The following is a 26,632-nucleotide window of genomic DNA, read 5'->3' as shown; positions in this document are numbered from 1 at the left end:
CGGATGCCGGTGTGTCCCGAGTGCGGTACGGCGAACGCGGAGGGGGACGACTTCTGCGGCAACTGTGGCGCGTACCTGGGGTGGTCGCGCAGCGGCCCGACCTCCCCGGCCGCGTCTCCGCCCGCGTCTCCGCCTGCGTCGACCTCTCCGTCGACCTCGCGGTCGACGTCTTCGTCGGCCGCTCCCTCGACTTCTCCCTCGACTTCTCCCTCGACCTCGCGGTCGACGTCCCGGTCGACGCCGACGCCGACGCCGACGCCGGTGCCCGAGCCCACCGCCGCCGCCACGCCCGGCGCGGCTGCGGCACCGGCTCCGGCACCGGCAGCGGCGCCCACCCCGGAGGCGGCGCCCGCCCCGGCCGAGCCCGACGCGCCCGGGACGGCACGCACCGGGTCCACCTGGCGGAACGTCTCCCGGCGGGTGACCAGCCGCAGCCGACGCACCCAGCCGACCGAGCCGGAGGCCGGGACACCGGCCCCGCCCGTCGAGGAGCCGTCGGTCCCGCCGGCCACCGGGACCACCCGCTCGACCTCCACCCGCGCCCGCCCGGCCCCCGAAACCCCGGCGGAGCCGCCCCGGGCAGCGCCCCCCGCGGCCGATCCGGGTCCGGTTCCGGCCCGCGTGCCCGAGCCCGAGCCCGAACCCGAGCCGCGGGCCGACCCGGTGGCCGTGCAGCCCGCCAAGCCCGTCGCCCCGCGTCCGGTCGTCCGCGCCACCGCGGCCGAGGAGGCCCAGGACGGCCCGCCGTGCCCCCGCTGCGGCACGCCCAACCTGCCCGAGCGGCGTTTCTGCCGCCGCTGCGCGGCCCCGCTGACCGTCACCGCGGCGCCACCGAAACTGCCCTGGTGGCGCACCCGTTGGCCGTTCCGCCGCCGGGCGCGGATGGGCGGCTCGGGCAATGCGCTGCGCCGCGTCATCGCGCTGATCGTGGTGCTCGCGCTGGTGGTGGCCGGCATCCTGCTGTACCCGCTCGGCAAGAGCGCCTTCCAGGACGTGCTGGACAAGCTCGGCAGCACCGCGCCGGTCAGTCCCTCGGTGACCACGGCGAGCGCCGCGGTCGAGGGCCACCCCGCGAGCGCGGCCGACGACGGTCTCAGCAACACCTACTGGGGGGCGCCCGCGATCGGGGACTCGATCGACTTCACCTTCCGCAGCCCGTTCCGGCTGGTGGACCTGATCGTCCACACCGGCGCCTCCGCGGACCCGGAGCAGTTCCGGCAGCAGGCCCGCCCGGTCGTGCTGACCCTGGAGGTGACGTCCTCGGACGGGGAGGTGCACCGCAAGCAGCTCACCCTCAACGACCAGCCGGGCCCGCAGACGGTGGCGACCGGGATCAGCGACGTCGTCCAGGTCAAGCTCACCGTCCGCGAGGCCGCGGGCACCGCGCCCGGGCACACCATCGCCCTGGCCGAGGTGGAGTTCTTCAAGCGCACCTGAGACGCCGGCCGGTGCCCGCCCCCACGCGTGGGGGCGGGCACCGGCCGTTCGATCGGCGGGCCGGTTCAGCCGGCGGCCGGCTGGTCGTGGGTGGAGCAGTGGATGCCGCCGCCGCCGGAGGCGATGGTGTCGATCGGCAGCGGGACGATCTCGCGGTCCGGGAACTGGTCCTTGAACACCTCCTGGGCGTGCCCGTCGGCCCGCGCATCACCGAACTTCGGCAGGTAGACGCCCTTGTTGCCGATGTAGAAGTTCATGTACGAGGAGACGAAGGAGTCGCCCCGGCCGGTGATCCGGTCCGGGTCGGGCTGGCTGATCTCGACCACCTTGAGCTTCTTGCCGGTGGCGTCGGTGGCCTCCGCCAGGACGGCCCGGGCCTGGTCGGCGGAGCGGGACCAGACGTCCGCGGGGGTGCCGGGGAAGGCCCGGTCCAGGAAGACCACGCCGGGGGCGGCGAACCGGGCCAGGCAGTCGACGTGGGCGTCGGTGATGTCCTTGCCCTTGACGCCGGCCAGCCAGATCACCTTGGTGACGCCCAGGGCCTGCTTGAGCTCCGCCTCGATCTGGTCGCGGTCGCGGCCCGGGTTGCGGTTGGCGTTGACGATCGAGCTCTCGGTGATCAGCAGCGTGCCCTGGCCGTCGCTCTCGAACGAGCCGCCCTCGGCGACCAGTTGGGTCGCGACCCGCTCGACCCCGTACTTGTCCAGGACGGCCCGGGCGATCCGGGCGTCGTTGGCGTGCTCCTGCTTGCCGCCCCAGCCGCTGAAGTTGAAGTCGACGCCCTTGACCTTGCCGCCCTCCTCGACGAACACCGGCACGGTGTCGCGGGCCCACAGGTCGTCCACCGGGACGGACAGCAGCTCGACGTCCTTGCCGCAGGCGTTGCGGGCCGAGTCCTCCTGGCCAGGGCGGACCAGCAGCACCAGCGGCTCGCGGCCGCCGATGGCCCGGGCCACCGAGGCGATGTCCTTCCGCACCGCGCCGAGCTGTTCGCCCCAGACGTTCTCCGAGGCGGGCCAGGCCATGAAGGTCCGCTCGTGCTTCTCCCACTCGCCGCCGAGCCGACGCCCGCCGGCCGGGGCGGAGCCGGTCGCGGAGGGGGCGGGCGTCGGGGCGGTGCCACCGGTCGGCTGGTCGGCGGGGGCGGAGGAGGACGGCGCGGCCGGATCCGCCCGGTCGTCGTCGGTGGCCGCGCAGGCGGTCGCGCCGACCGCGATCAGGCCGGCGCCGGCGAGGGAACGCAGCACCGTGCGGCGCGCGAGGGAGGACTGGGACACGGTGGACTCCGGAGGGGCCGAGGGCGGAACGGTCCGGCGCGGCGGGCGGGGCTCCGAGGAGTGCTGCGCATGGCGCCGGTCGGCGGCGGGCACGGGCGCCCGGCATCGCCGGATTGAACTCTCGCATTGACTGAAAAATCAGTCAAGCTTTACGGTGAAGACCGGTGAAGACCACCCAAACCACCCCGAGACGACCGGGGCCGCCCGTATGCGGCCCCGGTCCCGACGACGAAAGGCCGGGTGAGGCGGCGATGCTGCGCAACGGACTGGAGCCCTGGCACCTGCTGGTGGTGCTGGCGGTCGTGGTGCTGCTCTTCGGATCCAAGAAGCTGCCCGAGATGGCGCGCGGACTGGGGAAGTCGATGCGCATCCTCAAGGCGGAGACGGCGGCGATGCGGGAGGAGGACCAGGCCACGGCGGAACCGGCGGCCCCGGGTGCACCGGCCGTCGGAGCTCCCGCAGCCACCCCCGCAGCCACCCCCGCGGCCGCACCGGCGGCACCCGCACCGCCGCCCGCCGCGAAGGCCGAACCGCCCCGGCGCCTGGCCTGACCGACGCCCGGCCTGACCGGCGCCCGGGCGTGGGGGGGGGGGGGGGCCCCCCCCCCCCCCCCCCCCCGGCGGGGGGGGGGGGGGGCCCCCGGCCCCCCCCCACGCCCGGAGCGCTCAGCCGTTGCGGCGGTAGTGGTCCAGCGAGACCCGGACCGGCCCGTCCGCGCCCGCCGCCGACAGCACCCGGACGACGGCCAGCTCCCGGCCGTCCGCCGACCGCACACAGAAGGCCCGCGAGCCCACCGCGCTGAACGGCACCCGCGCGGTGGGGTGACCGGCGAGCCCCTGGAGGCACTCGGCGGGGCCGAGGCCGGCGTCCCGGCCGAGGAAGGAGTCGGCGCCCTCCGGGATCAGGAACTCGCTGTCGCTGCGCCCCAGGTACCAGCTCACGCTGTCGGTCGGCACCACCGTGCCCGCGGCGAGGTCGAACTCGTAGCCGGGATCCGCCGAGGTCAGCTCCATCGCCCGGTAGTCGGCCGTGTAGGCGGCGGCGGGCCCGGGCGGGGTCGGGCGGTCCGACGGGGCGTCGGCGCCGACGGGGGCCGACCGGGTGGGGCTCGGTGCGCCGCCGGGCGTCGACGGGGCGACGGGAGTGCCGGGGGTGCCGGGCGCGGGGGAGCCGGACACCGGGGCGTCGGCGGTCGCCGCCTCCACCGGGTCGGGGTCGTCGAGCACCAGCACGGCCGCCGCGGCGCCCACGGCCAGGGCGACGACGGCGATCAGCGCGGTCCGCCCGCGGGCCCGCTTCGGCCGCACCTCGGGCCGTACCTCGGGCCGTGCCTCGGGCCGCGCCGCCACGGGCGGGGGAGCGGCCGCCGCCGCGGGCCCGGTGGCCAGCAGCGTCGGCGTGGGCCCCGGCGACGGCGCGAGCACCGTCGGGAGGGCGTCCAGCCCGGGCCGGGCGGCCTCGGCGGGCGCCTGCGGCAGGTCGGCGTGCCGGGTGATCTGGCTGGTCAGCGGTTGCGGCAGCCAGTCCTCGCCGAACCGGAGGTGTCCGCCGACGGCCGGGTGGCTGCGGGCGGCGGCGATCACCTCGGCGGTGGTCGGTCGGTCCTCCGGCCGCTTGGCCAGGCAGCGGCGGAAGAGTGCGCGCAGGCTCTCCGGCACCCGGTCGAGATCGGGTTCCTCGTGCACCGTCCGGTAGAGCGCCGCCGGGTGCGGGCCGTCGCCGAAGGGCGGGGTGCCGCCCGCGACGTGGACGGCGAGCGCGCCCAGGGCGTACACGTCGGTGGCCGGGGTGGCGGCCTGCCCGACGGCCTGCTCGGGGGCCATGTAGGCGGGCGAGCCGATCCGCAGTCCGGTGCCGGTCAGCGCGACGGCGTCGGCCGCGCGGGCGATGCCGAAGTCGATCACCCGGGGGCCGTCGGCGGCGATCAGCACGTTGGCGGGCTTGAGGTCGCGGTGCACCACCCCGCTGGCGTGGATCGCCTGGAGCGCCTCGGCGATCCCGGCCACCAGCAGCAGCACGGTGCGTTCGGGGAGCGGGCCGTGGCGCTGCACCACCTGCTGGAGCGAGGGGCCGGGCACGTAGGTGGTGGCCAGCCAGGGGGTGGGGTCGTCCGGGCCGGCGTCCACCAGCTGGGCGGTGAACAGGCCGTGGATGAGCCGGGCGCTGGCCACCTCCTGGGCGAACCGGGCCCGGAACTCCGGGTCCCCGGCCAGCTCCGGGCGCACCACCTTGAGCGCCACCGGGCGGCCGCCCGGGGTGTAGGCGAGGTAGACCCGGCCCATGCCGCCGGCGCCGAGCCGGGCGTACAGCAGGTGGCCGCCGACCTCGCGCGGGTCGTCCGGGGCCAGCTCCTGGAAGACCGGCTGGAGGGCGAAGGGGGATCGGTCAGCGGACATGCGGGCTGCCTCTCTCGGCGGACAGGGACGGGAAGCGGAGCCGCCGCGCCCTGGGACGGGCGGCCGGCGGCCCGCTGGCGCCGCAGAGTTTAGAGGTTCCGTCAGGATCCATCGAATCCGCCCCCGCCCGGGCCGCGGCCGGCGCCCGGGCGGCCGTTCCCCAGCTCGGCCTCGATCGCGCCGTGGAGCAGCCGGCGGGCCTGCTCGACCGGCAGCGAGCCGCTCAGCCAGCGCACGCTGAGGCCCTCGACCAGGGCGGTGAGCCGCTCGGCGGCGGCCGCGTGGGCCGTGGCGGTGCCGAACGGGTCGGCGTGGGCGAGCAGTTCGGCGACGTCGTGCACCCAGCTGTGGGTGTTCCGCGCCAGGTCCTCGCGCAGGTCCGGTTCGAAGACGGCGCTCGCCCGCAGTTCGCCCCAGGCGGTGCTGTTCTCCCGCACCTCCGTGGTGTCCTGGAGTTCCAGCAGCAGGACCTGTTCCAGCTCGGTGCGCGGGTCCCGGTCGCCCGGCGGCGTCCGGGCCGGGGCGGCCTCGTCCTCGGCGGTGTAGTGGTCGGCGCGTTCGCTGATGTACTCCAGCGTCTCGCGCAGGATCCCCGCCCGGTCGGTGAAGTGGTAGTAGATCAGCGCGGTGGACACGCCGGCCTCGGCGGCCAGCTCGCCCATCCGCAGGCCGCGCACGCCGCGTCGGGCGATGACGCGGGTGGCGGCTTCGAGTATGCCTCTCCGGCGGTCCGACATGGGCGCCAACTCTACCGGCCCGGAGCCCGACCTTGACGAAATCCTGATCAATTTGTCAGTTGGACTCGCGTAATCCTGCTCACAGGGTTGACTGGATTTTCAGTGAGGTACAGGATGCGGGGCAACCCCCACACCTCCCCACCTCTTGCAGGGAGCGTTCATGACCACCCCCACGCCTTCCCGGGCCACCCCCGTGCCCGCACGCCGAAGACTTCTCCAGTTCGGCGCGGTGGCCCTCCCGGCGCTCGCCCTCGGCGCGGCCCTGCCGAGCCCCGCCCGGGCGGCGGCCCCGGACCGGACGGCCCCCGAACCGTCGACGGCCACCGCCGCCGGCACCGCAGCCACCCCCACCACGCTGCGGATGCCGGCCGAGACCGACCGCCACGACCGCACCTTCATGGCCTGGCCCGCGCTGTCCTCGATCTGGGGCAACCAGCTCTCAGCCGTCCGGGACGACATCGCCCGGGTCGCCTACGCGATCTCCCGCTACGAGCCCGTCGTCGTGGTGGCCCGCCCGGAGCAGGCCGAGGACGCCCGCTACTGGCTCGGCCGCGGCGGCTCCTACGGCATCACCGTGCTGGAGATCGCCGACGACGACCTCTGGATCCGGGACTTCGGCCCGACCTTCCTGACCGCCCCGGGCGCGATCGCCGGGGTCGACACCAACTTCAACGGCTGGGGCAAGAGCGGCACGCCGTACTACCAGCCCTACGCCGAGGACGCCGCCGTCGCCGCCGCCCTGCTCGCCGACTACGGCGTCCCGCGGATCCGGGCGTCCTTCGTCGGCGAGGGCGGCGCCCTGGAGACCGACGGCCAGGGCACCCTGCTGGCCACCGTCAGCTCCCTGGTCAACCCGAACCGCAACCCCGGCATGACCCAGGACCAGGTCGAGCAGGCACTGCGGACCGGCCTCGGCCTGGACAAGGTGATCTGGCTCCCCGGCCTGGCCGGCCAGGACATCACCGACGACCACGTCGACTGCCTGGCCCGCTTCACCGCACCCGGCCGGGTCCTGCTCGACCGGCCAGGCCCGGGCACCGACCAGGTCTGGATCGACGTCTACCAGCAGGCCAAGCAGGCCCTGGCCGGCGCCGTCGACGCCCAGGGCCGCCCGCTGGTCGTCACCGAACTCCCGGGCCCGGACCGCACGTTGATCCGCGGCCGGGGCAAGGACTTCCTCTCCAGCTACACCAACTTCTACACCGCCAACGGCGCCGTGTTCGTCCCGCAGTTCGGCGACACCGTTGCCGACGGGATGGCCTATGTGATCCTCCAAGCCGCCTTCCCGGACCGCGACGTGGTCCAGCTGGACATCGACACCATCGCGGGCGGCGGAGGCGGCATCCACTGCGCCACCCAGTCCCAGCCCACCGTGCCACCCCTCCTCTGAGCTGTCCCGATCCGGACCGTCCCGACCGGGACCCGTCCCGATCCGGACCCGTCCAGACCCCCGGCGGCCCGTGGCCCGACCCCACGGAGACGGGCCGCCGGGCCCGACGCCCCATCCGACCAGCCGATCCCGAAGAGGTACCCGTGACCGTCACCCACCGCATGCCCGCCGAATGGACCGAGCACGAGGGCTGCCTGATGGCCTGGCCCGTCCGTGAGGAACTGTGGGGGGACACCCTCGCCGAGGTGAAGCGCGAGTACGCCGAGGTGGCCCGCACCATCGCCCGGTTCGAGCCGGTGACGATGGCCGCCCCGCCCGGCCACGGCGAGGAGGCCCGCGCGCTGTGCGGCGAGGGCGTCACCGTCGTCGAACTGCCCATGGACGACTCCTGGTTCCGCGACTCCGCGCCGATCTTCGTGCTCGACGGCGAGGGCCGCCGGGCCGGCGTCGACTTCCGCTTCAACGCCTGGGGCCGCAAGCACCACCCCTGGGACGCCGACGACCGGATCAGCGCCCTGCTGCTGGACCACCTCGGCGTCCCCGCGGTCCGCTCCGAGATGATCCTCGAAGGCGGCGCGATCACCGTCGACGGCGAGGGCACCCTGATCACCACCGAGCAGTGCCTGCTGCACCCCAACCGCAACCCCGGGATGAGCCGCGAGGAGATCGAGGCCGAGCTCACGGCGCGGCTCGGCGTCACCAAGGTGATCTGGCTGCCCTACGGCGGCCTGCTGGACACCGAGACCGACGGGCACGTCGACGGCGTCTGCGCCTTCGCCGCCCCCGGCAAGGTCGTGGTCCAGCTCCCGGCCGACCCCGAGCACCCCGACTACGCCCGGATGCGGGCCAACCGCGCCGTGCTGGAGCACTCCACCGACGCCCAGGGCCGCCCGTTCGAGATCGTCGACCTCCCGCAGGCCGCGTTCGTGGAGGTCGACGGCCGCGAGGTCGAGGTCGGCTACCTCAACTACTACCTGGCCAACGGCGCGGTCGTGGTCCCGGTGGCCGACCACCCCGAGGACGAGGGCGCCCTGGCGGTCCTGGCGCAGGCGTACCCGGACCGCAAGGTCGTCGGCGTCCGCTCCCGGGTGATCGCCTGGGGCGGCGGCGGCATCCACTGCATCACCCAGCAGCTCCCGGCCGCCCGCGGCTGACGCACCGCACGCCCGAAGCGGACCGCACGGCACGCCCGAAGCGAACCGTACGGGACGCCGGAAGCGAACCGCACGCCGGAACCGCACCGCACCGAACTTCCGCCCCACGCACCGTACTTCCTCTCCCCGTACCGACCGGAAGCCCACCCTCATGACCCTCACCCCCGCGGGCCGAGCCGCCTCCCCGGGCCGGCTCGCGCTCGCCGCCACAGCCCTGCTGTCCGCCACCGCCCTGGTCGCCGCCTGCTCCGGCCCGCCGCACGGCGGCGCCGCCGACCAGGGGGGCGTCCAGCTCTCCGCCTCCACCCCCACGGCCAAGGGCGACATCGACTCCTTCACCTGGGCCACCTACGCCGAACCGCCCACCCTGGACTACATCCAGGCCTTCGACTACCCGCAGAACACCATCCTGTCCAACGTCTGCGAGAGCCTGATGCGCTGGACGCCCCAGCTCACCCTGGCCCCCGGACTGGCCGAGAAGGCCACCAACCCGGACCCGACCACCTGGGTCTACGACCTGCGCGCCGGCGTGCACTTCCACGACGGCTCGGTGATGACCGCCGACGACGTGGTCTACAGCTTCGGCCGGCAGACCAACCCGGACAACGCCGCGTCCTGGGCCCAGACGTTCCAGAACGTCGACTCCGTCACCGCGACCGGCCCGCTCCAGGTCACCGTCAAGCTCAAGCGCCCCGACTCCCAGTTCCCGCAGTACATGGCGACCGCCGCGGGCGTCGTCGCGGCCAAGGCCGGGGTGGAGGCGGCGGGCAAGGACTACGGCACCGGCGGCAGCCTGGACTGCACCGGCCCCTTCAAGCTGGGCACCTGGAACAAGGGCCAGTCGATCGAACTCGACCGCTTCGACGACTACTGGGGCACCAAGGCCAAGTCCAAGAAGGCCGTGTTCCGCTTCCTCACCGACCCCTCCGCCCGCACCAACGCGATGCTCAGCGGCGAGGTCGACGGCGGCTACCTGATCCCCACCGAGAGCTACGACCGGCTGCGGAAGAGCGGCGTCGGCACGCTCTACTTCGGCGAGGGCCTGAGCACCGTCAACCTCAACGTCACCAACCTCCAGGGCGTGCTCGGCGACGTCCGGGTCCGCAAGGCGCTGTCCCTGGCGCTCGACCGCTCCGGCTTCATCAAGACCGGCCTGGCCGGCGCCGGGACGGTCACCGGCGCGCTCACCACCAGGGCCGCCTGGGGCGGGGCCCCGGACGACGTCCGCAAGAGCGCCTTCGAGAACCTCACCCCCACCACCCAGGACCTCGACCAGGCCAAGGCCCTGGTCAAGGAGGCCGGCGCGACCGGCAAGACCGTCACCGTCGCCACCAGCAGCATCGGCCAGGACGTCTCGCTGCTCGCCACCGCCGTGCAGTCCGCCGGCGCGCAGATCGGCCTGAACGTCCAGCTCAAGACCATCGCGCCGAACGCCTTCACGGCACTGTTCACCGACCCCAAGGCCCGCGAGGGCCTGGACCTCTTCCCCGAGACCTACTACAACTCGATCACCGACCCGCTCGACCTGCTGGCCAACTTCAAGACCGGCGCCTACCAGAACTTCGGCGGCTACAGCGACCCGGCCTACGACGGCCTGGTGGACCAGGCCACCGCCGAGTACGACCCGGCCAAGCGCGGCGCGATCGAGGCCAAGCTCCAGCAGACCGCCTCCCAGCAGCTGCTCTGGATCCCGGTCGCCGAGTGGCCCACCGCCCTCTTCCTCAACAAGCGGGTCACCGGCGCCCCGACCACCATCTCCTACATGTACTACCCGTGGGCCGCCGACGTGGGGGCCGCCCGGTGAACTCCCCCGGAGCGATGGGCTTCCTGAGGTTCGCGGCCCGACGCCTGCTGGAGATGGCGGTCACCCTGCTCGGCGCCTCCTTCGTGGTCTTCGGCGCGATGTACCTGGCGCCGGGCAACCCGGCGAGCTTCCTGCTCTCCGGCCGCTCGGCCTCCCCGGAGGCCCTCCAGGCGATCAACGAGCAGTACCACCTGGACGACCCGTTCCTGGTCCGCTACCTCCGGTGGCTGGGCCAGGTCCTCCAGGGCGACTTCGGCCGCTCCATCACCTACCGCACCGACGTCTCCAAGCTGCTCGCCGACCGGATCCCGGCCACCCTGCTGCTGGTCGGCATGGCGCTGGTCGTGGTGGTCGTCCTCGGTCTGGTGCTCGGTCGGCTCGGCGCGGTGCGCGGCGGGGCGACCGACGCCACCATCCTGGTCACCACCACCTTCGCCCTCGGCACCCCCTCCTTCGTCGCGGCGGTCCTGCTCCAGGGCCTGTTCGCGGTCAAGCTGGGCTGGTTCCCGACCAGTGGCGCCGGGGACGGCGTCGGCGACATGGTCTGGCACCTCACCCTCCCGGCGATCGCCCTCGCGCTGTACCTGATCGGCATGCTCGCCCGGGTCACCCGCTCGGCCATGCTGGAGGCCCTGGAGGGCGAGCACGTCACCGTCGCCCGCAGCCGGGGCGTCCCGGAGCGGGAGGTGATCAGCCGCCACGTGTTCCGCAACTCGCTGGGCACCGTGCTGACCACCGGCGGCCTGATCGTCTCCACCCTGCTGGTCTGCACCATCCTGGTGGAGTCCGCGTTCAGCGTCGGCGGACTCGGCCAGCTGCTCGAACTGTCCACCACCACCAAGGACTTCCCGACCGTCCAGGCCATCTCCCTGATCATCGTCGCCCTGTTCATGACGGTGAACCTGGTCGTCGACCTGCTCCACCCGCTGGTCGATCCCCGGGTCACCCTCGGCTCCAGGAGGTCCGGCGCATGAGTACCGGTCTCACCCAGCGGTCGGGCCTCACCCGCCGCCCCGGCCTCGCCCGGATCAAGTCCGCCGGCGGCCCGCTCCACCTGATCTGCCTCGGCTTCGCCGCCCTGGTGGTGCTCGCCGCGCTGCTCGCCCCCTGGCTGGCGCCGTACGACCCGAACGGCGTCGATTTGAGCAACGCCCTCGCCGGGCCCTCGCCCGAGCACCTGCTCGGCGTCGACGCCGCCGGACGCGACACCCTCTCCCGGCTGCTGACCGGCGCCCGCACCTCGCTGCTCGGCCCGCTCGGCGTGGTGGTCTTCTCCACCGTCGCCGGCATCGCGGTCGGCCTGGCGGCCGGCTGGCGCGGCGGCTGGCTGGACTCCGTGCTCTCCCGCAGCACCGAGCTGGTCTTCGCCTTCCCCGGCATGCTGCTCGCCATCCTGATCGTCTCGGTCTACGGGGAGGGCCTGATGGCCCCCGTCGTCGCCCTGGCGATCGCCTACCTGCCGTACGTCTCCCGGCTCACCCGCTCGCTGGTGCTGGCCGAACGGACCCGGCCGTACGTCTCCGCGTACCAGGTCCAGGGCCACTCCGCGGTGCAGATCTGCCTGCGGCACGTCCTGCCCAACATCGCGCCGATCGTGCTGGCCCAGTCCGCCGTCAACTTCGGCTACGCCCTGATGGACCTGGCCGGCCTCTCCTTCCTCGGGCTCGGCGTCCCCGCCCTCACCCCCGACTGGGGCCGGATGGTCTTCGACGGCCAGACCGCGATCCAGCACGGCTACCCGCTCTCCGCGATCCTGCCCTGCGCCCTGATCGTGCTCACCGTGGTCGCCTTCAACGTCGTCGGCGAACGCTGGGCCGACCAGGTCGCCCGGAGGTCCGCGTGAACGGCGAGCCCATGAACCACGGCGAGCCCATGAACCACGGGAAGCGCACGAACAGCGGGGACCGCACGACCGGGGACCCCCGCACCACCGGAAGGACCACGTGAACGCCCTCGACATCCAGGGCCTGCGGCTCCGACTGCCCGGCACCGCCCGCCCCGTCCTGGACGGTGTCGACCTCACCGTCGCCCCCGGCGAGACCGTCGCCCTGGTCGGCGAGTCCGGCTCCGGCAAGACCCTCACCTCCCGCACCGCCCTCGGCCTGCTGCCGCCGGGCGCCACGACCGAGGGCGAGGTGCTGGTCGACGGCCGGGACGTGCTGACCATGGACCCCGACCGGCTGCGCGCCCTGCGCACCGGCCAGGCCGCGATGATCTTCCAGGACCCCCGGGCCGCCATCAACCCGCTGCGCCGGATCGGCGACTTCCTCACCGAGAGCGTGCGCCTGACCGGCGCCATGAGCGCCGCCGACGCCGACCGGCGCGCCGCGGAACTCCTCGACGCCGTCGGCCTCCGCCCCGACCTGCTGCGCCGCTACCCCGGCCAGCTGTCCGGCGGCATGCTGCAGCGGGTGATGATCGCCGCCGCCCTGATGGGCGACCCGATCCTGCTGCTCGCCGACGAGCCCACCACCGCGCTCGACGTCACCAGCCAGGCCGAGGTGGTCGCCCTGCTCGGCCGGCTGCGCGAACGCTTCGGCACCGGGCTGCTGTTCGTCACCCACGACCTCGGCCTCGCCGCCGCCATCAGCGACCGGGTCTACGTGATGTACGCCGGGCGGATCGCCGAACACGGCCCCGCCGCCGCGCTGTTCGAACGGCCCCGGCACCCGTACACCGCCGCCCTGCTCGCGGCCACCCCCGGGGTGGCCGCACCGGCCGGCCGGCTCGCCGCCATCGACGGCCAACCGCCGGACCTGCGGCAGGAGTTGACGGGCTGCGCGTTCGCCGCCCGCTGCCGGTACGCGACCGAGCTGTGCCGCGAGGAGGTGCCCGTCCAGCGCGGCGAGCACCCGGCGGCCTGCCACCACCCGCTGGACGGCCCGTCGGCCCGCCCGCTCGACCGACCACTCGACCGCCCGCTCGACCTCCCGCTGGAAGGGAGCCGCACCGATGACTGAGCCCGTCCTGCGGGTCAGCGGACTGCACCGCACCTTCGGCACCGTACGGGCCGTGGACGACGTCACCTTCGACCTCGCCGCCGGCGGCTCGCTCGGCATCGTCGGCGAGTCCGGCTCCGGCAAGACCACCACCGCCCGGATCGTGGTCGGCCTCGAACAGGCCGACGCCGGCCAGGTGCTGGTGCACGGCCGGGCCCGGACCGGCCGGGCCCGGGGGAGGGCCGAACGACTGGCCCGCGCCCGCGAGGTCCAGATGGTCTTCCAGGACCCGTACCTCTCCCTGGACCCGCGCACCAGCGTCGAGGCCGTGCTGCGCGAGACCCTGCGGCTGCACTTCCCCGACACCGACCACCCGGCCCGGATCCGGGAACTCCTCGACCAGGTCGGCCTGGGCACCCGGGCCGCCGAGGCGCTGCCCCGGCAGCTCTCCGGCGGCCAGCGCCAACGCGTCGCCATCGCCCGGGCACTGGCCGTCCGCCCGGCCGTCCTGGTCCTGGACGAGGCGGTCGCTGCCCTGGACGTCTCGGTCCAGGCCCAGGTGCTCAACCTGCTCGCCGACATCCGCGAACAGACCGGCATCGGCTACCTGTTCATCACCCACGACCTCGGCGTCGTCCGCTGCGTCACCGACCAGGTCGTCGTGATGCGCAACGGACGGATCGTCGAATCAGGCCCCACCGCCGACGTCCTGGACTCCCCCCAGCACCCCTACACCGGGCTGCTGCTGGAGTCCGTCCCCCGGCCCGGCTGGGATCCCGACCGGATCGCCGCCGCGCGCCGCGCACTGTAAGACGGCCCGGCGCCCAGCAGGTGGTGGGACCTGCGCGGTGCCCGGGCGAACGAGCACCACCGGCGGAGCGCGCCGGGCCGGCGGCGACCCCGCCCGCCCGGCGTCCTCCGCCGCGGAAAGGACGACCGTGCAGGTCACCACCGACGACATCACCACGGCCGCACCGGCCGGCACCGAACCGTCCGGCACCGAACCGGCCGGGCCGCCGACCCCCCGACGCCGCCGCCACTGGCGGTTCACCGCCCTGCTGGCGGTGGTCGTCACCCTCTGCTCGGCCGGCATCGGGCTCTACCTCAACGAGCGCAACACCCGCGAGGAGACCCGGGAACTGGCCGTCCCCTCGGCCCCCGACTGGATCGAACTGGACGTCACCGCCCAGGACGTCGACCCGACCGGCCAGCAGCTGACCCTCTACGTCACCCCCGTCCCGCACGGCCGGCTCGCCGCCGCCCCGGACTCCCCGGCCTTCGCCCGCCCGGTCGAGATCACCCTGGGCGGCCTCCCCAAGGCCACCGTCAAGGTCGCCGAGGGCGAGAGCGCGACCGCCCAGGCCGTCCAGGTCGGGATGTACGGGGGCACCAAGACCGACTACCCCTTCGACCGCTACCGCATCGAGGCCAACTTCGGCGCCACCAGCGGCGGCAAGGCCGTCCCCGTCGGGCTGGTCTTCACCGACACCGACCCGTTCTTCGTGGTGCGCCCGGAGGCCAGGGCCTCGGCCACCGGCGGCGTCACCCTGGACGCCAGGATCACCCGCTCCCGCAGCACCTTCATCCTCTCCTGGTTCATGATCGCCGCGATGTGGGCGCTCGCCCTGGCCGTCCTCGGCGCCGCCGAGGTGCTCTTCCGCAAGCGCGAGGGACTGGTCTGGCCCTCCCTCGGCTGGATGGCCGCCAGCCTGTTCGCCCTGATCGGGATGCGCAACGCCGCCCCCGGCGCGCCGCCGATCGGCTCGCTGATGGACTACCTGGCCTTCTTCTGGGCCGAGGGCATCATCGCCGCCAGCCTGGCCTGCACCGCCTGGTCCGGCATCCGCACCGAACACCGGCTGCGCCGCGAGAAGGAGGCGTCCGCCGACGCCTGAGCGGGGGATTCCCCCGGACGGCGGAGCCGCGCCGCGCCGGTTCGCGACCGGCTCCTCAGTAGCCTGCGGAGCCGGAACCGACCCCTACCGGAACGAGGCCCCATGGCTCCCTCCCGGCCGTCCCGCCGTGTGCTCCTGCAGTCCGGTGCCGCGCTCGCCGCGCTGGCCCTGGCCGGCGGCTGCTCCTCCGACTCCTCGGGCTCCGCCGGCTCCTCGGCCGGCGGGACGGAGGGGCAGCCGAGCCCGGGCGGGACGGCCCCGGCCGCGAGCCCGGGCGCCGAGGGGCGGGCGATGCCCGCCGAGTGGAGTCCGCACACCCGCACCTTCATGGCCTGGCCGGCCCTGGAGGAGGTGTGGGGCGACCAACTCCCCGGTGTCCGCCAGGACATCGCCGCGCTGGCCCAGGCGGTCGCCGGGTACGAACAGGTCGTCCTGCTGGCCCGCCCGGACCAGGCCGACCAGGCCCGCCAGGCCTGCGGCTCCTCGGTCGAGGTGCTGGAGCTGGCGGTCGACGACCTGTGGGCCCGGGACACCGGCCCCACCTTCGTCACCGGCCCCCAGGGCCTGGCCGGCGTCGACCTCAACTTCAACGGCTGGGGCGGCAAGCAGACCCACGCCAACGACGGCCAGGTCGCCCGGAACCTCCTCGACCACTACCGGATCACCCGCATCCAGGCGCCGATCACCGGCGAGGGCGGCGCCATCGAGGTGGACGGCGAGGGCACCCTGATGGCCACCGAGAGCTCCTGGGTCAACGACAACCGCAACCCCGGTAAGACCCGGGACCAGATCGAGGCGAGCCTCAAGGAACTGCTCGGCGTCGAGAAGGTGCTCTGGTTCAAGGGCGTCGCCGGGCAGGACATCACCGACTGCCACGTGGACGCCCTCGCCCGCTTCGCCGAACCCGGCACCGTCGTCCTGCACCGCCCGGCCGCCGACACCCCGCCGGACGTCTGGACCACCGCCTCGGCGCAGGCCCTCCAGGTGCTCCAGTCCGCGACCGACGCCAACGGGCGCAAGCTCAAGATCGTCGACCTGCCCGAACCCGACCTCGACCAGATCCAGGGCGCGGGCAAGAACTTCCTCGCCACCTACATCAACTACTACGTCTGCAACGGCGGCGTCATCGTCCCGCGCTTCGGCGACAAGACCGCCGACGACCGCGCGGCCGGCATCCTCGCCGACCTCCACCCCGGCCGCAAGGTCACCCAGGTCGGCATCAACCACATCGCCGCGGGCGGCGGCGGCATCCACTGCGCCACCCAGCAGCAGCCGGCTCTCCCGGGCGCCTCGCCCGCCCCCGCCCCCGCCCGTCCGTCGGCCTCCGCCAGCCCCGCCGCCTCGGCGTGAGGGGCCCGGCCCGGTTGCGCGGCAACCGCTTCGCCCTCGCGCTGCTGATCCTCGCCGTGCTCTGCTCGGCCGGCATCGCGCTGTACCTCAACGAACGCGACACCCGGCAGCAGACCAGGGAGCTGGCCCTGCCGACCACCGGGGACTGGATCGAACTCGACCTCACCGCCCAGGAGATCGACCCCGGTACGGGGGAGCTCACCCTCTACGTGGTGCCCGTCCCGCACGGGGGCCTCGCCGAGGGCCCGGACTCCACCGCGTTCACCCGCCAGGTCGACATCAGCGCGCTGTCGGCGGCCCGCACCGACCTGCGGGCCGCGCCGGGGGAGCCGGCGACGCCGCAGGCCGTCCAGGCGAACCTCTACGAGGGCACCGAGTCGGACTACCCCTTCGACCGGTACCACTTCGCCCTGGGGTTCGCGGCCACGGACGCCGCCGGCGCGGTGCCGGTCGGCCTGGTGTTCGCGGACGCCGACCCGTTCTTCGTCGTCCGGCCGACCAGTACCCCGCTCACCGCCGGCGCGCGGCTGCTGGAGGGGAAGGTCACCAGGGGGCGCAGCACCTTCATCCTGGCCTGGTTCATGATCGCCGCGATGTGGGCGCTCGCGCTGGCCGTGCTGGCCGGGGCGGAGGTGCTCTTCCGCAAGCGCGAGGGACTGGTCTGGCCCTCGCTCGGCTGGATGGCCGCGACCCTGTTCGCGCTGATCGGGATGCGCAACGCGGCACCGGGCTCGCCGCCGATCGGCTCGCTGATGGACTACCTGGCGTTCTTCTGGGCCGAGGGCATCATCGCCGCGAGCCTGGCGTTCACCGTCGTCGCGGGCACCCGGGTCGAGCACCGCGCGCGGCGGGCGGAGACCGCCGGGTCCGAACCACCGGCCGGGCCCGCCGGGCCGTGAGCGGGTGGACGGCTCAGACGGTGGCGGACAGCGAGTCCAGCAGGGTCCGCAGCACCCGTCCGTCGTCCACCGTCCCGTCCAGCGAGCCGATGGCGGCGAGCCCGTCCACGGCGGCGGCCAGGGCCTCGCCGAGCGGGACCGGGTCCGCGGCGGCGCCGCGCTCCTCGACCAGGCAGCGGAACAGCCGCACGAAGGAGGCCCGCCAGCGCGCGTACTCGGCCTCCAGGGCGGTGCGGACCCGGTCGTCGTCGAGGGCCAGCCAGTGCAGGGCCGCGTGCAGTCGGGCCAGGTCGGGGCTCTCGGGGCGGGTGAGCAGGGCCAGTACCCGCCCGGCGCGCTCGGCGTAGCCGCCGGGCCCGTCGACGGCCCGCTCCAGCGGGGCGATCCACTCGGGCCGGATGTCCACCACCACCGCGACGATCAGCTCGGTGCGGTCCGCGAAGTGGTAGTGGCACATCCCGTGCGAGACCCCGCAGAGCGCGGCCACGTTGCGGGTGGTGAAGCGTCCGGCGCCGTCGCCGGACAGCAGGGTGCGGGCCGCCGCGACCAGCCGGGCCCGGGTCTGCTCGCCCTTGGCGGAGGCCCGGGGGCGGGCGCCGCCCGGTCCGTCGTTCGGTCCGTCGTTCGGTCCGTCGGCCGGTTCGCCGTTCGGCCCGTCGTTGGGTGCCGAGCCCGTTCCCGGAGCCCCGGCCGTCTCCCGTGTCGCCATGGCCGCCACTGTAACGACTCCGGGAACACCGCAGGGCGGAACGGCAGCGGATGCTTCCGCGAGGTATTGACCGAGCGCTTGGCCAGTTCTACCTTTCGGTCAACTCGTCCACCCCACATGGACGTTGACTGGGAGGCAGTGATGGAGGAAGGCTCCAGACCGCACACCGTGACCGACCTGAGGCTCGGCCGCCGCCGGTTCCTGACGGCCGCCGGGCTCGCCGCCGCCGGCACCGCGCTGACCGCCGCGACCGGCCGGCCCGCCCACGCGGCGCAGCGCCGCGGAACCCCCACCGGCCCGCGCCTCGCGGCGGGCCTCCGGGTACCGCCGGACACCGTCCCGCACACCCGGACCTGGATGGCCTGGCCGGACAGCACCACCATCTGGCGCGGCAAACTCGGCGGCGCCCAGGCGAACATCGCCCTGATCGCCCGGACCATCGCCCGGTACGAGCCGGTCACGATGTGCGCCAACCCGGCCAGCGTCGCCAAGGCGCGCTCGCTGTGCGGCTCGGCCGTCACCGTCATCGGGAACGTCCCGGTCGACGACTGCTGGATGCGCGACACCGGACCGGTCTTCCGCACCGACGGCGCGGGCGGCCTCGACACCATCGGCCTCAACTTCAACGGCTGGGGCAACCACCAGAACCCGCACGGCAACGACGCCCTGGTCGCCCAGCGGGTCGCCGCGTACCTCGGCCTGCCGTTCACCGCCGCCGGACTGGTCTCCGAGGGCGGCGCCATCGAGACCGACGGCGCGGGCACCCTGATGGCCACCCGGAGCAGCATCATCAACGCCGACCGCAACCCCGGCCTGTCGCAAGCGGCGATCGAGGCCGCGATGTGCGCCGCCTACGGCGCCACCGAGGTGATCTGGTTCCCCGGCATCGCGGGCCAGGACATCACCGACGACCACGTGGACGCCACCTCGCGCTTCCTCGGCGCCGGCACCGCCGTCGTCCAACTGCCGCTGCCGGGCGACACCGACATCTGGTCCCAGGACGAGCGCCAGCAGTACGCGATCCTCGGCGCCGCCACCGGCGCCCAGGGCACCCCGATCACGGTCGGCACCGTCCAGGGCCCCGACTACTACCTGATCCGCTCGACCGACCCCAACTTCGTCGGCTCCTACGTCAACTACTACCTGTGCAACAACGCGGTGATCTCGGCCCAGTTCGGCGACACCCGGGCCGACGCCGCCGCCCGCGACGCCCTCGCCGGGCTGTTCCCCGACCGCACCGTCGAGCAACTGAACATCGACTACCTGGGGGCGGGCGGCGGCGGGATCCACTGCGTCACCCAGCAGCAGCCCGCCGCGTAGGTCCTGTCCGGCCGAGGCCATGGATCCGACGGGGCCATGAACCCGTCGGGGCCGGATCCGGTCCGCCGACCGGACCCGGCCCCGAACGGCGGCCGGCCCGGGCGTCCGTCCTCAGGACGCCCGGACCGGCCCGTCTTTCACCCCACGGCGGGGATGTCGTGGGTCGCGCAGTGGATACCGCCGCCGCCGGCCGCGATCGCGTCGATCTTCACCGGCACGATCTCCCGCCCCGGGAAGTACTGCTTGAGGGTCTGCTGCGCCCGGGTGTCGGCCCGGTCGTCGCCGAACTTCGGCAGGTAGACGCCCTTGGAGCCGACGTAGAAGTTCATGTACGAGGAGACGAAGGCGTCCCCGCGGCCGGTGATCTTGTCCGGGTCGGGCTGCTGCAGCTCGATCACCTGCAGCTTCTTCCCGGTCGCGTCGGTGGCGTTCTTCAGCACGCCGCGGGCCTGGTCGGCCGCGCGGGACCAGACGTCGGCCGGCCCGCCGGGGAAGGCCTGGTCGAGCAGGACGACGCCGGGGGCGACGAAGCGGGTCAGGCAGTCGACGTGGGCGTCGGTGATGTCCTTGCCCTTGACGCCCGCCAGCCAGATCACCTTGGTCACCCCGAGCACCTTCTTCAGCTCGGCCTCGACCTGATCCCGGCTCATCCCCGGGTTGCGGTTGGCGTTGACCACGGAGCTCTCGGTGACCAGCAGGGTGCCCTGGCCGTCGGTCTCGAAGGAGCCGCCCTCGCCGACCAGCCGGGTCTCGATCCGCTCCACGCCGTACTTGGCCAGCACCGTGCGGGCGACCTTGGCGTCGTTGCCGCGCTGCTGCTTGCCGCCCCAGCCGTTGAAGTTGAAGTCGACGCCCTTGACCTTGCCGCCCTCCTCGACGAACACCGGCAGGGTGTCCCGGGCCCACAGGTCGTCGACGGGGATCGGCACCACCTCGACCGCCGAGCCGCAGGCCTGCTTGGCGGCCTCCGCCTGCTCGGGGCGGGCCATCAGTACGACGGGCTCGCGGGCGGCGATGGCCTGGGCCAGACCGGCCACGTCCCGTCGGACGTCCGGGAGTTGGTCGCCCCAGACGTTCTCGGAGGCGGGCCAGGACATCACCGTGCGCAGGTGCTTCTCCCACTCGGCGCCGAAGCGCCGGGCGCCGGGGGTGGCGCCGGGCTGCTGGGTGGGCGGTACGGCGCCGTCCACGTCGTCGGTGGCGTCGCAGGCGGTCAGCCCGAGGGCCAGGGCGCCGACACCGGCGCCGGCGACGGCGAGGGTGCGGATCATGCTGCGGCGGGACAGGGCGTCGGTCATACGGGTACTCCGGTACTCCGGTCGAGGTCGGTGCTGGGCGGACGGGTCGGGTCGGGTCACGGCATCGGCTCGTGCATGGTCGAGCAGTGGATGCCGCCGCCCCCGGTCATCAGCCTGTCGACGTCGAGCTGCACCACCTCGCGGCCGGGGAAGGCCGCGGCGAGCGTCTCCCGTGCGGCGGCGTCCTTGTAGGCGTCGCCGAACTGGGCGGTGATCACGCCGCCGTTGACGAGGTGGAAGTTGAGGTAGGAGTCGACGAACTTGGAGCTGCGCGAGCGGACGGTGTCCGGGCCGTGCACCACCATCACGTGCAGCCGGCGGCCCCGGGCGTCGGTCGCGGCGGAGAGGATCGCGAACTGCTCGCGGGCGTCCCGCGCCCACTCGTCGTTGCGGTCGGCCGGCGGCAGCTGCACCATCACCACGCCGGGCCGGACGAACCGGGAGGTGACGTCCACGTGGTCGTCGGTGATGTCCTGGCCCTTGATCCCGGGCAGCCAGATCATGGTGTCCGCGCCGTACGCCTCCAGCACGGACTCCTCGATCTCGTCCCGGCTCATGCCGCGGTTGCGGTTCTTGTTGACCAGGCTGCTCTCGGTCGCCATCACGGTGCCGTCGCCGTCGGTCTCGATCGCGCCGCCCTCGCCGACGAAGTCCGCGTAGGTGTGGCGCAGGCCGCGGCGGGCGGCGATCCGCTCGGCGACCCGGGCGTCGTCGTAGTGGACCTGCTTGTTGCCCCAGCCGTTGAAGTTGAGGACGACGGCGTCCAGGCCGCCGTGGCCGTCCCGGCGGAACACCGGCGCGGTGTCGCGCATCCACAGGTCGTCGGTGGGGATGGCGGTGATCACCTCCACGGCCGGGCCGCACCGCTCGCGGGCCTTGTCGGCGGTCCAGTCGTCGGGGGCGCACATGACCACCGGCTCGAACTCGGCGATGGTGCGGGCGATCAGCGCGATGTCCTCCTGGACGCCGCCCAGGCGCAGTCCCCACACGCCCCGGCGGGAGGGCCAGGACATCCAGGTCCGCGCGTGCGGGACGTCGTCCGCGGGCACCCAGGGATAGCTCTCGGCGGAGTGGGCGTCGTGGTAGCTGGTCATGAGGGTCTCCAGTTCGTGCGACGGTGCCTGAGGAGGGTGCGGGAGCCGCCAGGACCACTCTTCGCGCCGCTACGCACCGGCGCACCACGGGAACGGGCCGGCGGGAGCACCCTGCCTGCGACGCCAGGCTTGCACTGACTGAAAAATCAGTCAAACTCAGCGGCGTGCCATGACCCGGCGGGTGGAATCCCGTACGGAGCGTGACGAATCCGGGCGTACGGCCGGGGTTCCCGGGGCCTTCGGACCTTCGGGCTCCCGGGCCGCTCAGGACCCGAGCCGGGACACCTCGGCCTCGATCGCGTCCACCATCAGCGTGCGGGCGTGGGCCAGCGGCAGGCTGCCGCTGAGCCAGCGGGTGCTCAGTCCCTCCAGTAGCGCCGTCAGCCGCTCGGCCGCGCCGGCCAACGCGACCGCCGAGGACATCGGCTGCACCAGGCCGAGCAGTTCGGCGACCTCCTGCACCCAGATCCGGGTGGCCCGCGCCAGGTCCTCGCGCAGCGTGTCGTCGAACACCGCGCTCGCCCGCAGCTCGCCCCAGGCGGTGCTGTTCTCCCGCACCTCGACGGAGTCCTGGAGCTCCAGCAGCAGGGTCTGCTCCAGCTCCTCGCGGGCCGTCAGCGGCGGCGCGTCCGCAGCGCGCTCGGTCGTGTAGCGCTCCGCCCGGTCGTTGATGAACTCCAGCGTCTGCCGGAGGATCCCGGTGCGGTCCTTGAAGTGGTAGTAGATCAACGCGGTGGACACACCCGCCTCGGCGGCGAGCTCCTCGACCCGCAGCCCGCGCACCCCGCGCCGCGCGATCACCCGCGCGGCTGCTTCCATGATCGACGTTTTCCGACTGGCCACGGTGCACCACCTTACCCGCGGGGCGGGACAAGATCGCTCCGTGTGCTGAAAGTCCCGTCAGCTGAGACGGGGACCCCGGCGGCCAGGTGACGGCTTTCGGACAAGGTGAAGTCCGGACGCGGAATTCCTGGATCCTCCGCCGAACTTTCACGTGATCATCACCTAGGGTGACTCCGTTCCACCACCGTCCTCGACATCCCCGTCCTCAACACCACTGGAGAACACCGGACATGATGCTGCGTCGGATATGGAAGCGCGTGACGGACCGGATCGCCGGTCGGGGGGTCAAGGCCGTCGCGGCGTCGGTCGCCCTGGTCACGGCCGTCGCCCTGGGCGGCACGGTCTCCGGGATGTCCGTGGCGGAGGCCAAGGCCGGCTGGAGCTGGGGCGGCCCGGGCAAGTGGAGCTGCTCCGGGCAGCCCGTGGCCCCCGGGAACGTCATCACCGACCACGACAGCACCGGCTGCAACGGCTACGGGTCCTGGTACCAGCAGCCCGCCAAGGACGGCATCTGGACCTGTTCCGGCTCCCCGGTGGTGGCCGGCTACGTGATCACCGACCACCAGACCACCGGCTGCCGGGGCATGGGCGCCTGGCGCCACAGCCTGGTCCACAACGGCATCTGGACCTGCTCCGGCTCGCCCGTCGTGCCCGGCTACGTCATCAGCAACCACCTGCGGGCCGGCTGCGGCGGCATCGGCGCCTGGCAGCACAGCCTGCCGCACGACGGCATCTGGACCTGCTCGGGCTCCCCGGTGGTGGCCGGCTACGTGATCACCGGGCACATGACGACCGGCTGCGACGGAGCCGGGGCCTGGCGCCACAACACCGCCCGCGCCGGCCTGTGGGGCTGCCCGGGCTCGCCGATCCCGGCCGGCTTCCGCTCCACCAGCTACGCGGCCTGGGCCTGCGACGGCCTCGGCGGCTGGCTGCTCGCCCGCGCCTGACGCATCTCCTCGCCGTCCTGGTCCGTCCCGCCGCCGCTCAGCGGTCCGGGCCGGCCAGGACGGCTTGCGCCGCGTTGTGCCCCGGGATGCCGCTGACCCCGCCGCCGCGCACGGCGCCCGCCCCGCACAGCAGCACGTTCGGATGGGCGGTCGCCACGCCCCAGCGGGCGGCGACCTCGGCCGGCTCCTCCTCGGTGAAGGGGAAGGCGAGGTCCCGGTGGAAGATGTGGCCGCCGGGCAGCCCGAGCTCCCGCTCCAGTTGCGGCGGCGTCCTGGCCTCGATGCACGGCCGTCCGTCGGCGTCCACGGCCAGGCAGTCCGCGACGGGCTCGGCCAGCACCGCGTCCAGCTGCGCCAGGCTCGCGGCGAGCGCGCGCTCCTCGGCCGCCCGGTCGTAGGGGACGCCGAAGAGCCGGGCGGGCATGTGCAGCCCGAACAGGGTGAGGGTGTGCAGCCCCTGGTGGGCCGTCTCCGGTCCCAGGATGGACGGGTCCGTGAGGGTGTGGCAGTAGATCTCCGAGGGCGGGGCCGAGGGCAGCCGCCCGGCCGCCGCCTCGGCGTACGCGGCCTCCAACTGCCGGTAGCCCTCGGCGATGTGGAAGGTCCCGGCGAAGGCCTCGCGAGGATCCGCGGCCGCGTCCCGCAGGCGCGGCAGTCGGCGCAGCACCATGTTGACCTTCAGCTGGGAGCCCTCCGGCGCCGGTCCGGGCCCCGGCTCCTCGCCCAGTAGCCGGGCCAGGGTGGCCGGAGCGGCGTTCACCAGCACCCGGCGGCCCGCGACCGTCGCCTCGCTCTCGTCCCCGTGCCGGTACGACACCTCGGCGTCGCCGTGGCCGTCGGTGGCGATGGCGGTGACCTCGCAGCCGGTCCGGATCTCCGCCCCGGCCGCCAGCGCGGCTTCGGCCAGCGCGTCCGTCACCGCGCCCATGCCGCCCACCGGGACGTCCCAGTCGCCGGTCCCGTTGCCGACGACGTGGTAGAGGAAACAGCGGTTCTGCCGGAGTTCCGGGTCGTGGGCGTGGGTGAAGGTGCCGATCAGCGCGTCGGTCAGGACCACGCCGCGCACCAGGTCGTCGGTGAAGCGGCGTTCGACCTCCTCGCCGAGCGGGCGCTCGAACAGGGCGGTCCAGGCGGTGTCGTCGCCGACCCGGCGCCGCAGTTCGGCCCGGGTGGGCAGCGGCTCGGTGAGGGTCGGGAACACCTGCCGGGCCACCTCGGCGGTCGTCCCGTAGAAGCGCTGCCAGGCCTGCCACTCCCGGTCGGACCCGGTCAGCGCCCGGAACGAGTCCCGGGTGCGGGCCGGGTCGGCGGCGTCCACCAGCAGCCCGGTGGGCTTCCCGTCCCGGACGGCGGGGGTGTAGGAGGAGATCCGGCGCCGCCTCAGCTCCAGCCGCAGCCCGAGCTCCCGGACCACCTTCCGGGGCAGCAGGCTGACCAGGTAGGAGTAGCGCGACAGCCGGGCGTCCACCCCCGGGAACACCCGGGCGGAGACGGCGGCCCCGCCCACCCGGGGCAGCCGTTCGAGGACCAGCACCCGCCGCCCGGCCCGGGCGAGGTAGGCGGCCGCCACCAGTCCGTTGTGCCCGCCGCCGACGATCACGGCGTCGTACCGGGAGTTCGGGATCGTGGTCATGCGGTCACGCTACGGCAGCGGCCCCGGGCGGGGAACAGGTGCGACACCGCGGACCGGATGGGCCGTTGAAAGGTCTGTGTTCATACCTGGTTCAGCCACCATCTACCGTTCGACGACGTACAGTTGGCGCTGATCGGTCATGTCCACCTCAGGATGTTGAACTGACAGGAACGGAGTGTTCCCTTGTCCAGCCACCTCAAGAACGGTGTCCGGGTGCTTCCGGCGCTGGCCGCGGCGCTGTGCGGGATCGTCGGCGGCACCACGCTCGGCACCTCCCCGGCCGCGGCGGCCGACCAGCGCCACCCGATCTACGCCATCGCCCACCGGGTCGACACCCTGGACGGCGTGGACGCCGCCCTCAAGCACGGCGCCAACGGCATCGAGATCGACGTCTGCGCCTGGTGGAACCCCAACGAGTGGCGCGCCTACCACGACTGTTCCTCGGCCGGAGAGAACCGGCTCGGCCCCAGCTTCGACGCGATGATCGACCGGATCCTCGCCAACGCCAACGCCGGCCGGCGGCTGTCGCTGGTCTGGCTGGACATCAAGGACCCCAACTACTGCGGCGAGGAGCCCAACCGCACCTGCAGCGTCGCCGGCCTCCACGACAAGGCCCAGCGGCTGACCGCCGCCGGCATCCAGGTGCTCTACGGCTTCTTCGAGTACCACCCCGGCAACACCCCGGACGTGGGCGGCCGCGGCTGGAAGAGCCTGGAGGGCAAGCTCGGCAGGCTGGAGGGGATGACCACCACCGGCAGCCGCGACAAGGTCGTCGGCGCCTTCAACAGCTCCGGCGGCGGGATCCCGGTCGGCCACCGGGCGATGGACTACGGCGACACCGACATCACCAACGGCTTCGGCAACTGCACCGAGGCCACCTGGAACACCTGCGCCGAACTGAAGAAGGGAGCGGCCGACCGGGCGTCGGGCCGGCTCGCGGCCACGCTCTCCTGGACCGCCACCTACAACGACCCCTGGTACGTCGACAAGCTCCTCGGCGACGCCCAGGTGGACGGCATCATCGCGGGCTACGGCGCCTTCACCGGCGTCCGGGAGTACGACGACAGCTGGCAGTGCGCCAACGCGATCAACCTCGTCCGCGACTGGGTGAACCACCACAGCGGCACCCACCGGATGGCCGGCAGCGGCGACCGCCTGTTCCGCTGAGCCGCCAGCACCTGAAGCGGTGACAGCACGCCCCGGGGCCGCGCGGGTGCGGCCCCGGGGTAGCCCCGGAGCGGCCCCGGGCTGGGCGTTTGTTCCGGGAGAGGAGGAGGGGTACTGTCTACCAGTCGCCGGAGAGGCGGCCCCACTCACACCTCGAAGCCCATTCGGTTGGGTTTCTTCGGCGTTGCCGTCGACAGGGTGTGGGCGTGAATTTCGGGTGACACCGGAAATGCGCTAACGTGGTGGTCGTCGCGAAAAGCGGACCCGGCCAGTTCGGGAAATCGGATGAATGAAACTCCGGAAAACGGAGCGGAAAACATCTGGTAAGCTGGAAACACGAAAG

Annotated in this window: 24 protein-coding genes; 15 read left to right on the top strand and 9 right to left on the bottom strand. The window is 73.8% G+C overall.

Features of this window, described 5'->3' with window-relative positions:
• The first annotated feature begins 3 nt into the window (after window positions 1-3).
• Window positions 4-1,437 (top strand): NADase-type glycan-binding domain-containing protein, encoded by a 1,434-nt coding sequence (locus ACIP4P_RS43800; RefSeq protein ID WP_400929715.1) that lies wholly within the window; start codon window positions 4-6, stop codon window positions 1,435-1,437.
• A 65-nt stretch (window positions 1,438-1,502) separates the two neighbouring features.
• Here ACIP4P_RS43800 and ACIP4P_RS43795 read toward each other — a convergent pair whose 3' ends face one another.
• Window positions 1,503-2,714 carry an agmatine/peptidylarginine deiminase gene (locus ACIP4P_RS43795; RefSeq protein ID WP_400929712.1) on the bottom strand — a complete coding sequence of 404 codons (1,212 nt, stop codon included), beginning with the start codon at window positions 2,712-2,714 and terminating at the stop codon, window positions 1,503-1,505.
• A gap of 251 nt (window positions 2,715-2,965) precedes the next feature.
• Here ACIP4P_RS43795 and tatA point away from each other — a divergent pair, with 251 nt between their 5' ends.
• Window positions 2,966-3,265 (top strand): Sec-independent protein translocase subunit TatA, encoded by a 300-nt coding sequence (tatA, locus tag ACIP4P_RS43790; RefSeq protein WP_400929709.1) that lies wholly within the window; start codon window positions 2,966-2,968, stop codon window positions 3,263-3,265.
• A gap of 114 nt (window positions 3,266-3,379) precedes the next feature.
• Here tatA and ACIP4P_RS43785 read toward each other — a convergent pair whose 3' ends face one another.
• Together ACIP4P_RS43785 and ACIP4P_RS43780 are read right to left on the bottom strand one after the other, a co-directional pair.
• Window positions 3,380-5,110: a protein kinase gene (locus ACIP4P_RS43785; RefSeq protein ID WP_400929706.1), complete on the bottom strand. Its 1,731-nt coding sequence runs from the start codon at window positions 5,108-5,110 to the stop codon at window positions 3,380-3,382.
• A gap of 101 nt (window positions 5,111-5,211) precedes the next feature.
• The gene (locus tag ACIP4P_RS43780) at window positions 5,212-5,847 is read right to left on the bottom strand and encodes a TetR/AcrR family transcriptional regulator (RefSeq protein WP_400929703.1); all 636 of its coding nucleotides are present in this window, start codon (window positions 5,845-5,847) and stop codon (window positions 5,212-5,214) included.
• A gap of 160 nt (window positions 5,848-6,007) precedes the next feature.
• On the opposite strand from ACIP4P_RS43780, the gene ACIP4P_RS43775 reads away from it, so the two are divergent.
• From ACIP4P_RS43775 to ACIP4P_RS43730, 10 genes are all read left to right on the top strand, one after another.
• Window positions 6,008-7,237, top strand: coding sequence for an agmatine/peptidylarginine deiminase (locus tag ACIP4P_RS43775; protein ID WP_400929700.1), 1,230 nt, complete (start codon window positions 6,008-6,010; stop codon window positions 7,235-7,237).
• Window positions 7,238-7,380: 143 nt separating this feature from the next.
• A complete protein-coding gene (locus ACIP4P_RS43770; protein ID WP_400929697.1) occupies window positions 7,381-8,391 on the top strand; it encodes an agmatine/peptidylarginine deiminase in 1,011 nt (336 codons plus the stop codon).
• A gap of 151 nt (window positions 8,392-8,542) precedes the next feature.
• Window positions 8,543-10,195 (top strand): ABC transporter substrate-binding protein, encoded by a 1,653-nt coding sequence (locus ACIP4P_RS43765; RefSeq protein WP_400929694.1) that lies wholly within the window; start codon window positions 8,543-8,545, stop codon window positions 10,193-10,195.
• On the top strand, window positions 10,192-11,169 hold the full coding sequence (locus ACIP4P_RS43760; RefSeq protein ID WP_400929691.1) for an ABC transporter permease: 978 nt from the start codon (window positions 10,192-10,194) through the stop codon (window positions 11,167-11,169). Before ACIP4P_RS43765 ends, ACIP4P_RS43760 begins: the two co-directional genes overlap by 4 nt.
• Window positions 11,166-12,038: an ABC transporter permease gene (locus tag ACIP4P_RS43755; RefSeq protein WP_350517020.1), complete on the top strand. Its 873-nt coding sequence runs from the start codon at window positions 11,166-11,168 to the stop codon at window positions 12,036-12,038. Before ACIP4P_RS43760 ends, ACIP4P_RS43755 begins: the two co-directional genes overlap by 4 nt.
• Before the next feature lie 100 nt (window positions 12,039-12,138).
• The gene (locus ACIP4P_RS43750) at window positions 12,139-13,155 is read left to right on the top strand and encodes an ABC transporter ATP-binding protein (protein ID WP_400929687.1); all 1,017 of its coding nucleotides are present in this window, start codon (window positions 12,139-12,141) and stop codon (window positions 13,153-13,155) included.
• Window positions 13,148-13,945: an ABC transporter ATP-binding protein gene (locus ACIP4P_RS43745; RefSeq protein ID WP_400929684.1), complete on the top strand. Its 798-nt coding sequence runs from the start codon at window positions 13,148-13,150 to the stop codon at window positions 13,943-13,945. Before ACIP4P_RS43750 ends, ACIP4P_RS43745 begins: the two co-directional genes overlap by 8 nt.
• A gap of 127 nt (window positions 13,946-14,072) precedes the next feature.
• The gene (locus ACIP4P_RS43740) at window positions 14,073-15,029 is read left to right on the top strand and encodes a DUF4436 family protein (RefSeq protein ID WP_400929681.1); all 957 of its coding nucleotides are present in this window, start codon (window positions 14,073-14,075) and stop codon (window positions 15,027-15,029) included.
• A 102-nt stretch (window positions 15,030-15,131) separates the two neighbouring features.
• Window positions 15,132-16,379 carry an agmatine deiminase family protein gene (locus tag ACIP4P_RS43735; RefSeq protein ID WP_350517016.1) on the top strand — a complete coding sequence of 416 codons (1,248 nt, stop codon included), beginning with the start codon at window positions 15,132-15,134 and terminating at the stop codon, window positions 16,377-16,379.
• 14 nt (window positions 16,380-16,393) lie between these two features.
• Entirely contained in the window at window positions 16,394-17,278 is an 885-nt protein-coding gene (locus tag ACIP4P_RS43730) for a DUF4436 family protein (RefSeq protein ID WP_350517015.1), read from the top strand.
• Window positions 17,279-17,291: 13 nt separating this feature from the next.
• Here ACIP4P_RS43730 and ACIP4P_RS43725 read toward each other — a convergent pair whose 3' ends face one another.
• The gene (locus tag ACIP4P_RS43725) at window positions 17,292-17,987 is read right to left on the bottom strand and encodes a TetR/AcrR family transcriptional regulator (RefSeq protein ID WP_400929677.1); all 696 of its coding nucleotides are present in this window, start codon (window positions 17,985-17,987) and stop codon (window positions 17,292-17,294) included.
• Window positions 17,988-18,155: 168 nt separating this feature from the next.
• Here ACIP4P_RS43725 and ACIP4P_RS43720 point away from each other — a divergent pair, with 168 nt between their 5' ends.
• A complete protein-coding gene (locus ACIP4P_RS43720; protein ID WP_400929674.1) occupies window positions 18,156-19,307 on the top strand; it encodes an agmatine/peptidylarginine deiminase in 1,152 nt (383 codons plus the stop codon).
• 137 nt (window positions 19,308-19,444) lie between these two features.
• Here ACIP4P_RS43720 and ACIP4P_RS43715 read toward each other — a convergent pair whose 3' ends face one another.
• The 3 genes from ACIP4P_RS43715 to ACIP4P_RS43705 form a co-directional block, all read right to left on the bottom strand.
• Window positions 19,445-20,605, bottom strand: a complete 1,161-nt coding sequence (locus ACIP4P_RS43715; protein WP_400929671.1) for an agmatine/peptidylarginine deiminase — start codon at window positions 20,603-20,605, stop codon at window positions 19,445-19,447.
• Window positions 20,606-20,661: 56 nt separating this feature from the next.
• A complete protein-coding gene (locus ACIP4P_RS43710) occupies window positions 20,662-21,699 on the bottom strand; it encodes an agmatine deiminase family protein (RefSeq protein WP_350517011.1) in 1,038 nt (345 codons plus the stop codon).
• A gap of 264 nt (window positions 21,700-21,963) precedes the next feature.
• Window positions 21,964-22,518, bottom strand: a complete 555-nt coding sequence (locus ACIP4P_RS43705; RefSeq protein ID WP_350517010.1) for a TetR/AcrR family transcriptional regulator — start codon at window positions 22,516-22,518, stop codon at window positions 21,964-21,966.
• 281 nt (window positions 22,519-22,799) lie between these two features.
• On the opposite strand from ACIP4P_RS43705, the gene ACIP4P_RS43700 reads away from it, so the two are divergent.
• Window positions 22,800-23,489, top strand: coding sequence for a hypothetical protein (locus ACIP4P_RS43700; RefSeq protein ID WP_400929666.1), 690 nt, complete (start codon window positions 22,800-22,802; stop codon window positions 23,487-23,489).
• A gap of 37 nt (window positions 23,490-23,526) precedes the next feature.
• Here the strand turns inward: ACIP4P_RS43700 and ACIP4P_RS43695 are convergent, their stop codons facing one another.
• Window positions 23,527-25,122: a phytoene desaturase family protein gene (locus tag ACIP4P_RS43695; protein WP_400929663.1), complete on the bottom strand. Its 1,596-nt coding sequence runs from the start codon at window positions 25,120-25,122 to the stop codon at window positions 23,527-23,529.
• Window positions 25,123-25,305: 183 nt separating this feature from the next.
• Between ACIP4P_RS43695 and ACIP4P_RS43690 the strand changes: the two genes are divergently transcribed.
• Window positions 25,306-26,289 carry a phospholipase gene (locus ACIP4P_RS43690; protein WP_400929660.1) on the top strand — a complete coding sequence of 328 codons (984 nt, stop codon included), beginning with the start codon at window positions 25,306-25,308 and terminating at the stop codon, window positions 26,287-26,289.
• 146 nt (window positions 26,290-26,435) lie between these two features.
• Here the strand turns inward: ACIP4P_RS43690 and ACIP4P_RS43685 are convergent.
• On the bottom strand, window positions 26,436-26,632 hold a 197-nt coding region (locus ACIP4P_RS43685), incomplete at its 5' end, for a hypothetical protein (RefSeq protein ID WP_400929657.1).

It is taken from the genome of Kitasatospora sp. NPDC089509 (genome assembly GCF_044749365.1).
Lineage (GTDB): Bacteria > Actinomycetota > Actinomycetes > Streptomycetales > Streptomycetaceae > Kitasatospora.
The sequence above is the reverse complement of the archived record's forward strand: the minus strand, read 5'-3'. Positions and strand labels throughout refer to the sequence as shown.

Coding starts and splice junctions, on each gene's coding strand:
- ACIP4P_RS43755 (WP_350517020.1), top strand. CDS start 11,166: ATGAGTACCGGTCTCACCCAGCGGTCGGGCCTCACCCGCCGCCCCGGC.
- ACIP4P_RS43710 (WP_350517011.1), bottom strand. CDS start 21,699: ATGACCAGCTACCACGACGCCCACTCCGCCGAGAGCTATCCCTGGGTG.
- ACIP4P_RS43715 (WP_400929671.1), bottom strand. CDS start 20,605: ATGACCGACGCCCTGTCCCGCCGCAGCATGATCCGCACCCTCGCCGTC.
- ACIP4P_RS43780 (WP_400929703.1), bottom strand. CDS start 5,847: ATGTCGGACCGCCGGAGAGGCATACTCGAAGCCGCCACCCGCGTCATC.
- ACIP4P_RS43725 (WP_400929677.1), bottom strand. CDS start 17,987: ATGGCGACACGGGAGACGGCCGGGGCTCCGGGAACGGGCTCGGCACCC.
- ACIP4P_RS43775 (WP_400929700.1), top strand. CDS start 6,008: ATGACCACCCCCACGCCTTCCCGGGCCACCCCCGTGCCCGCACGCCGA.
- ACIP4P_RS43765 (WP_400929694.1), top strand. CDS start 8,543: ATGACCCTCACCCCCGCGGGCCGAGCCGCCTCCCCGGGCCGGCTCGCG.
- ACIP4P_RS43695 (WP_400929663.1), bottom strand. CDS start 25,122: ATGACCACGATCCCGAACTCCCGGTACGACGCCGTGATCGTCGGCGGC.
- ACIP4P_RS43745 (WP_400929684.1), top strand. CDS start 13,148: ATGACTGAGCCCGTCCTGCGGGTCAGCGGACTGCACCGCACCTTCGGC.
- ACIP4P_RS43800 (WP_400929715.1), top strand. CDS start 4: ATGCCGGTGTGTCCCGAGTGCGGTACGGCGAACGCGGAGGGGGACGAC.
- ACIP4P_RS43735 (WP_350517016.1), top strand. CDS start 15,132: ATGGCTCCCTCCCGGCCGTCCCGCCGTGTGCTCCTGCAGTCCGGTGCC.
- ACIP4P_RS43705 (WP_350517010.1), bottom strand. CDS start 22,518: ATGGAAGCAGCCGCGCGGGTGATCGCGCGGCGCGGGGTGCGCGGGCTG.
- ACIP4P_RS43785 (WP_400929706.1), bottom strand. CDS start 5,110: ATGTCCGCTGACCGATCCCCCTTCGCCCTCCAGCCGGTCTTCCAGGAG.
- tatA (WP_400929709.1), top strand. CDS start 2,966: ATGCTGCGCAACGGACTGGAGCCCTGGCACCTGCTGGTGGTGCTGGCG.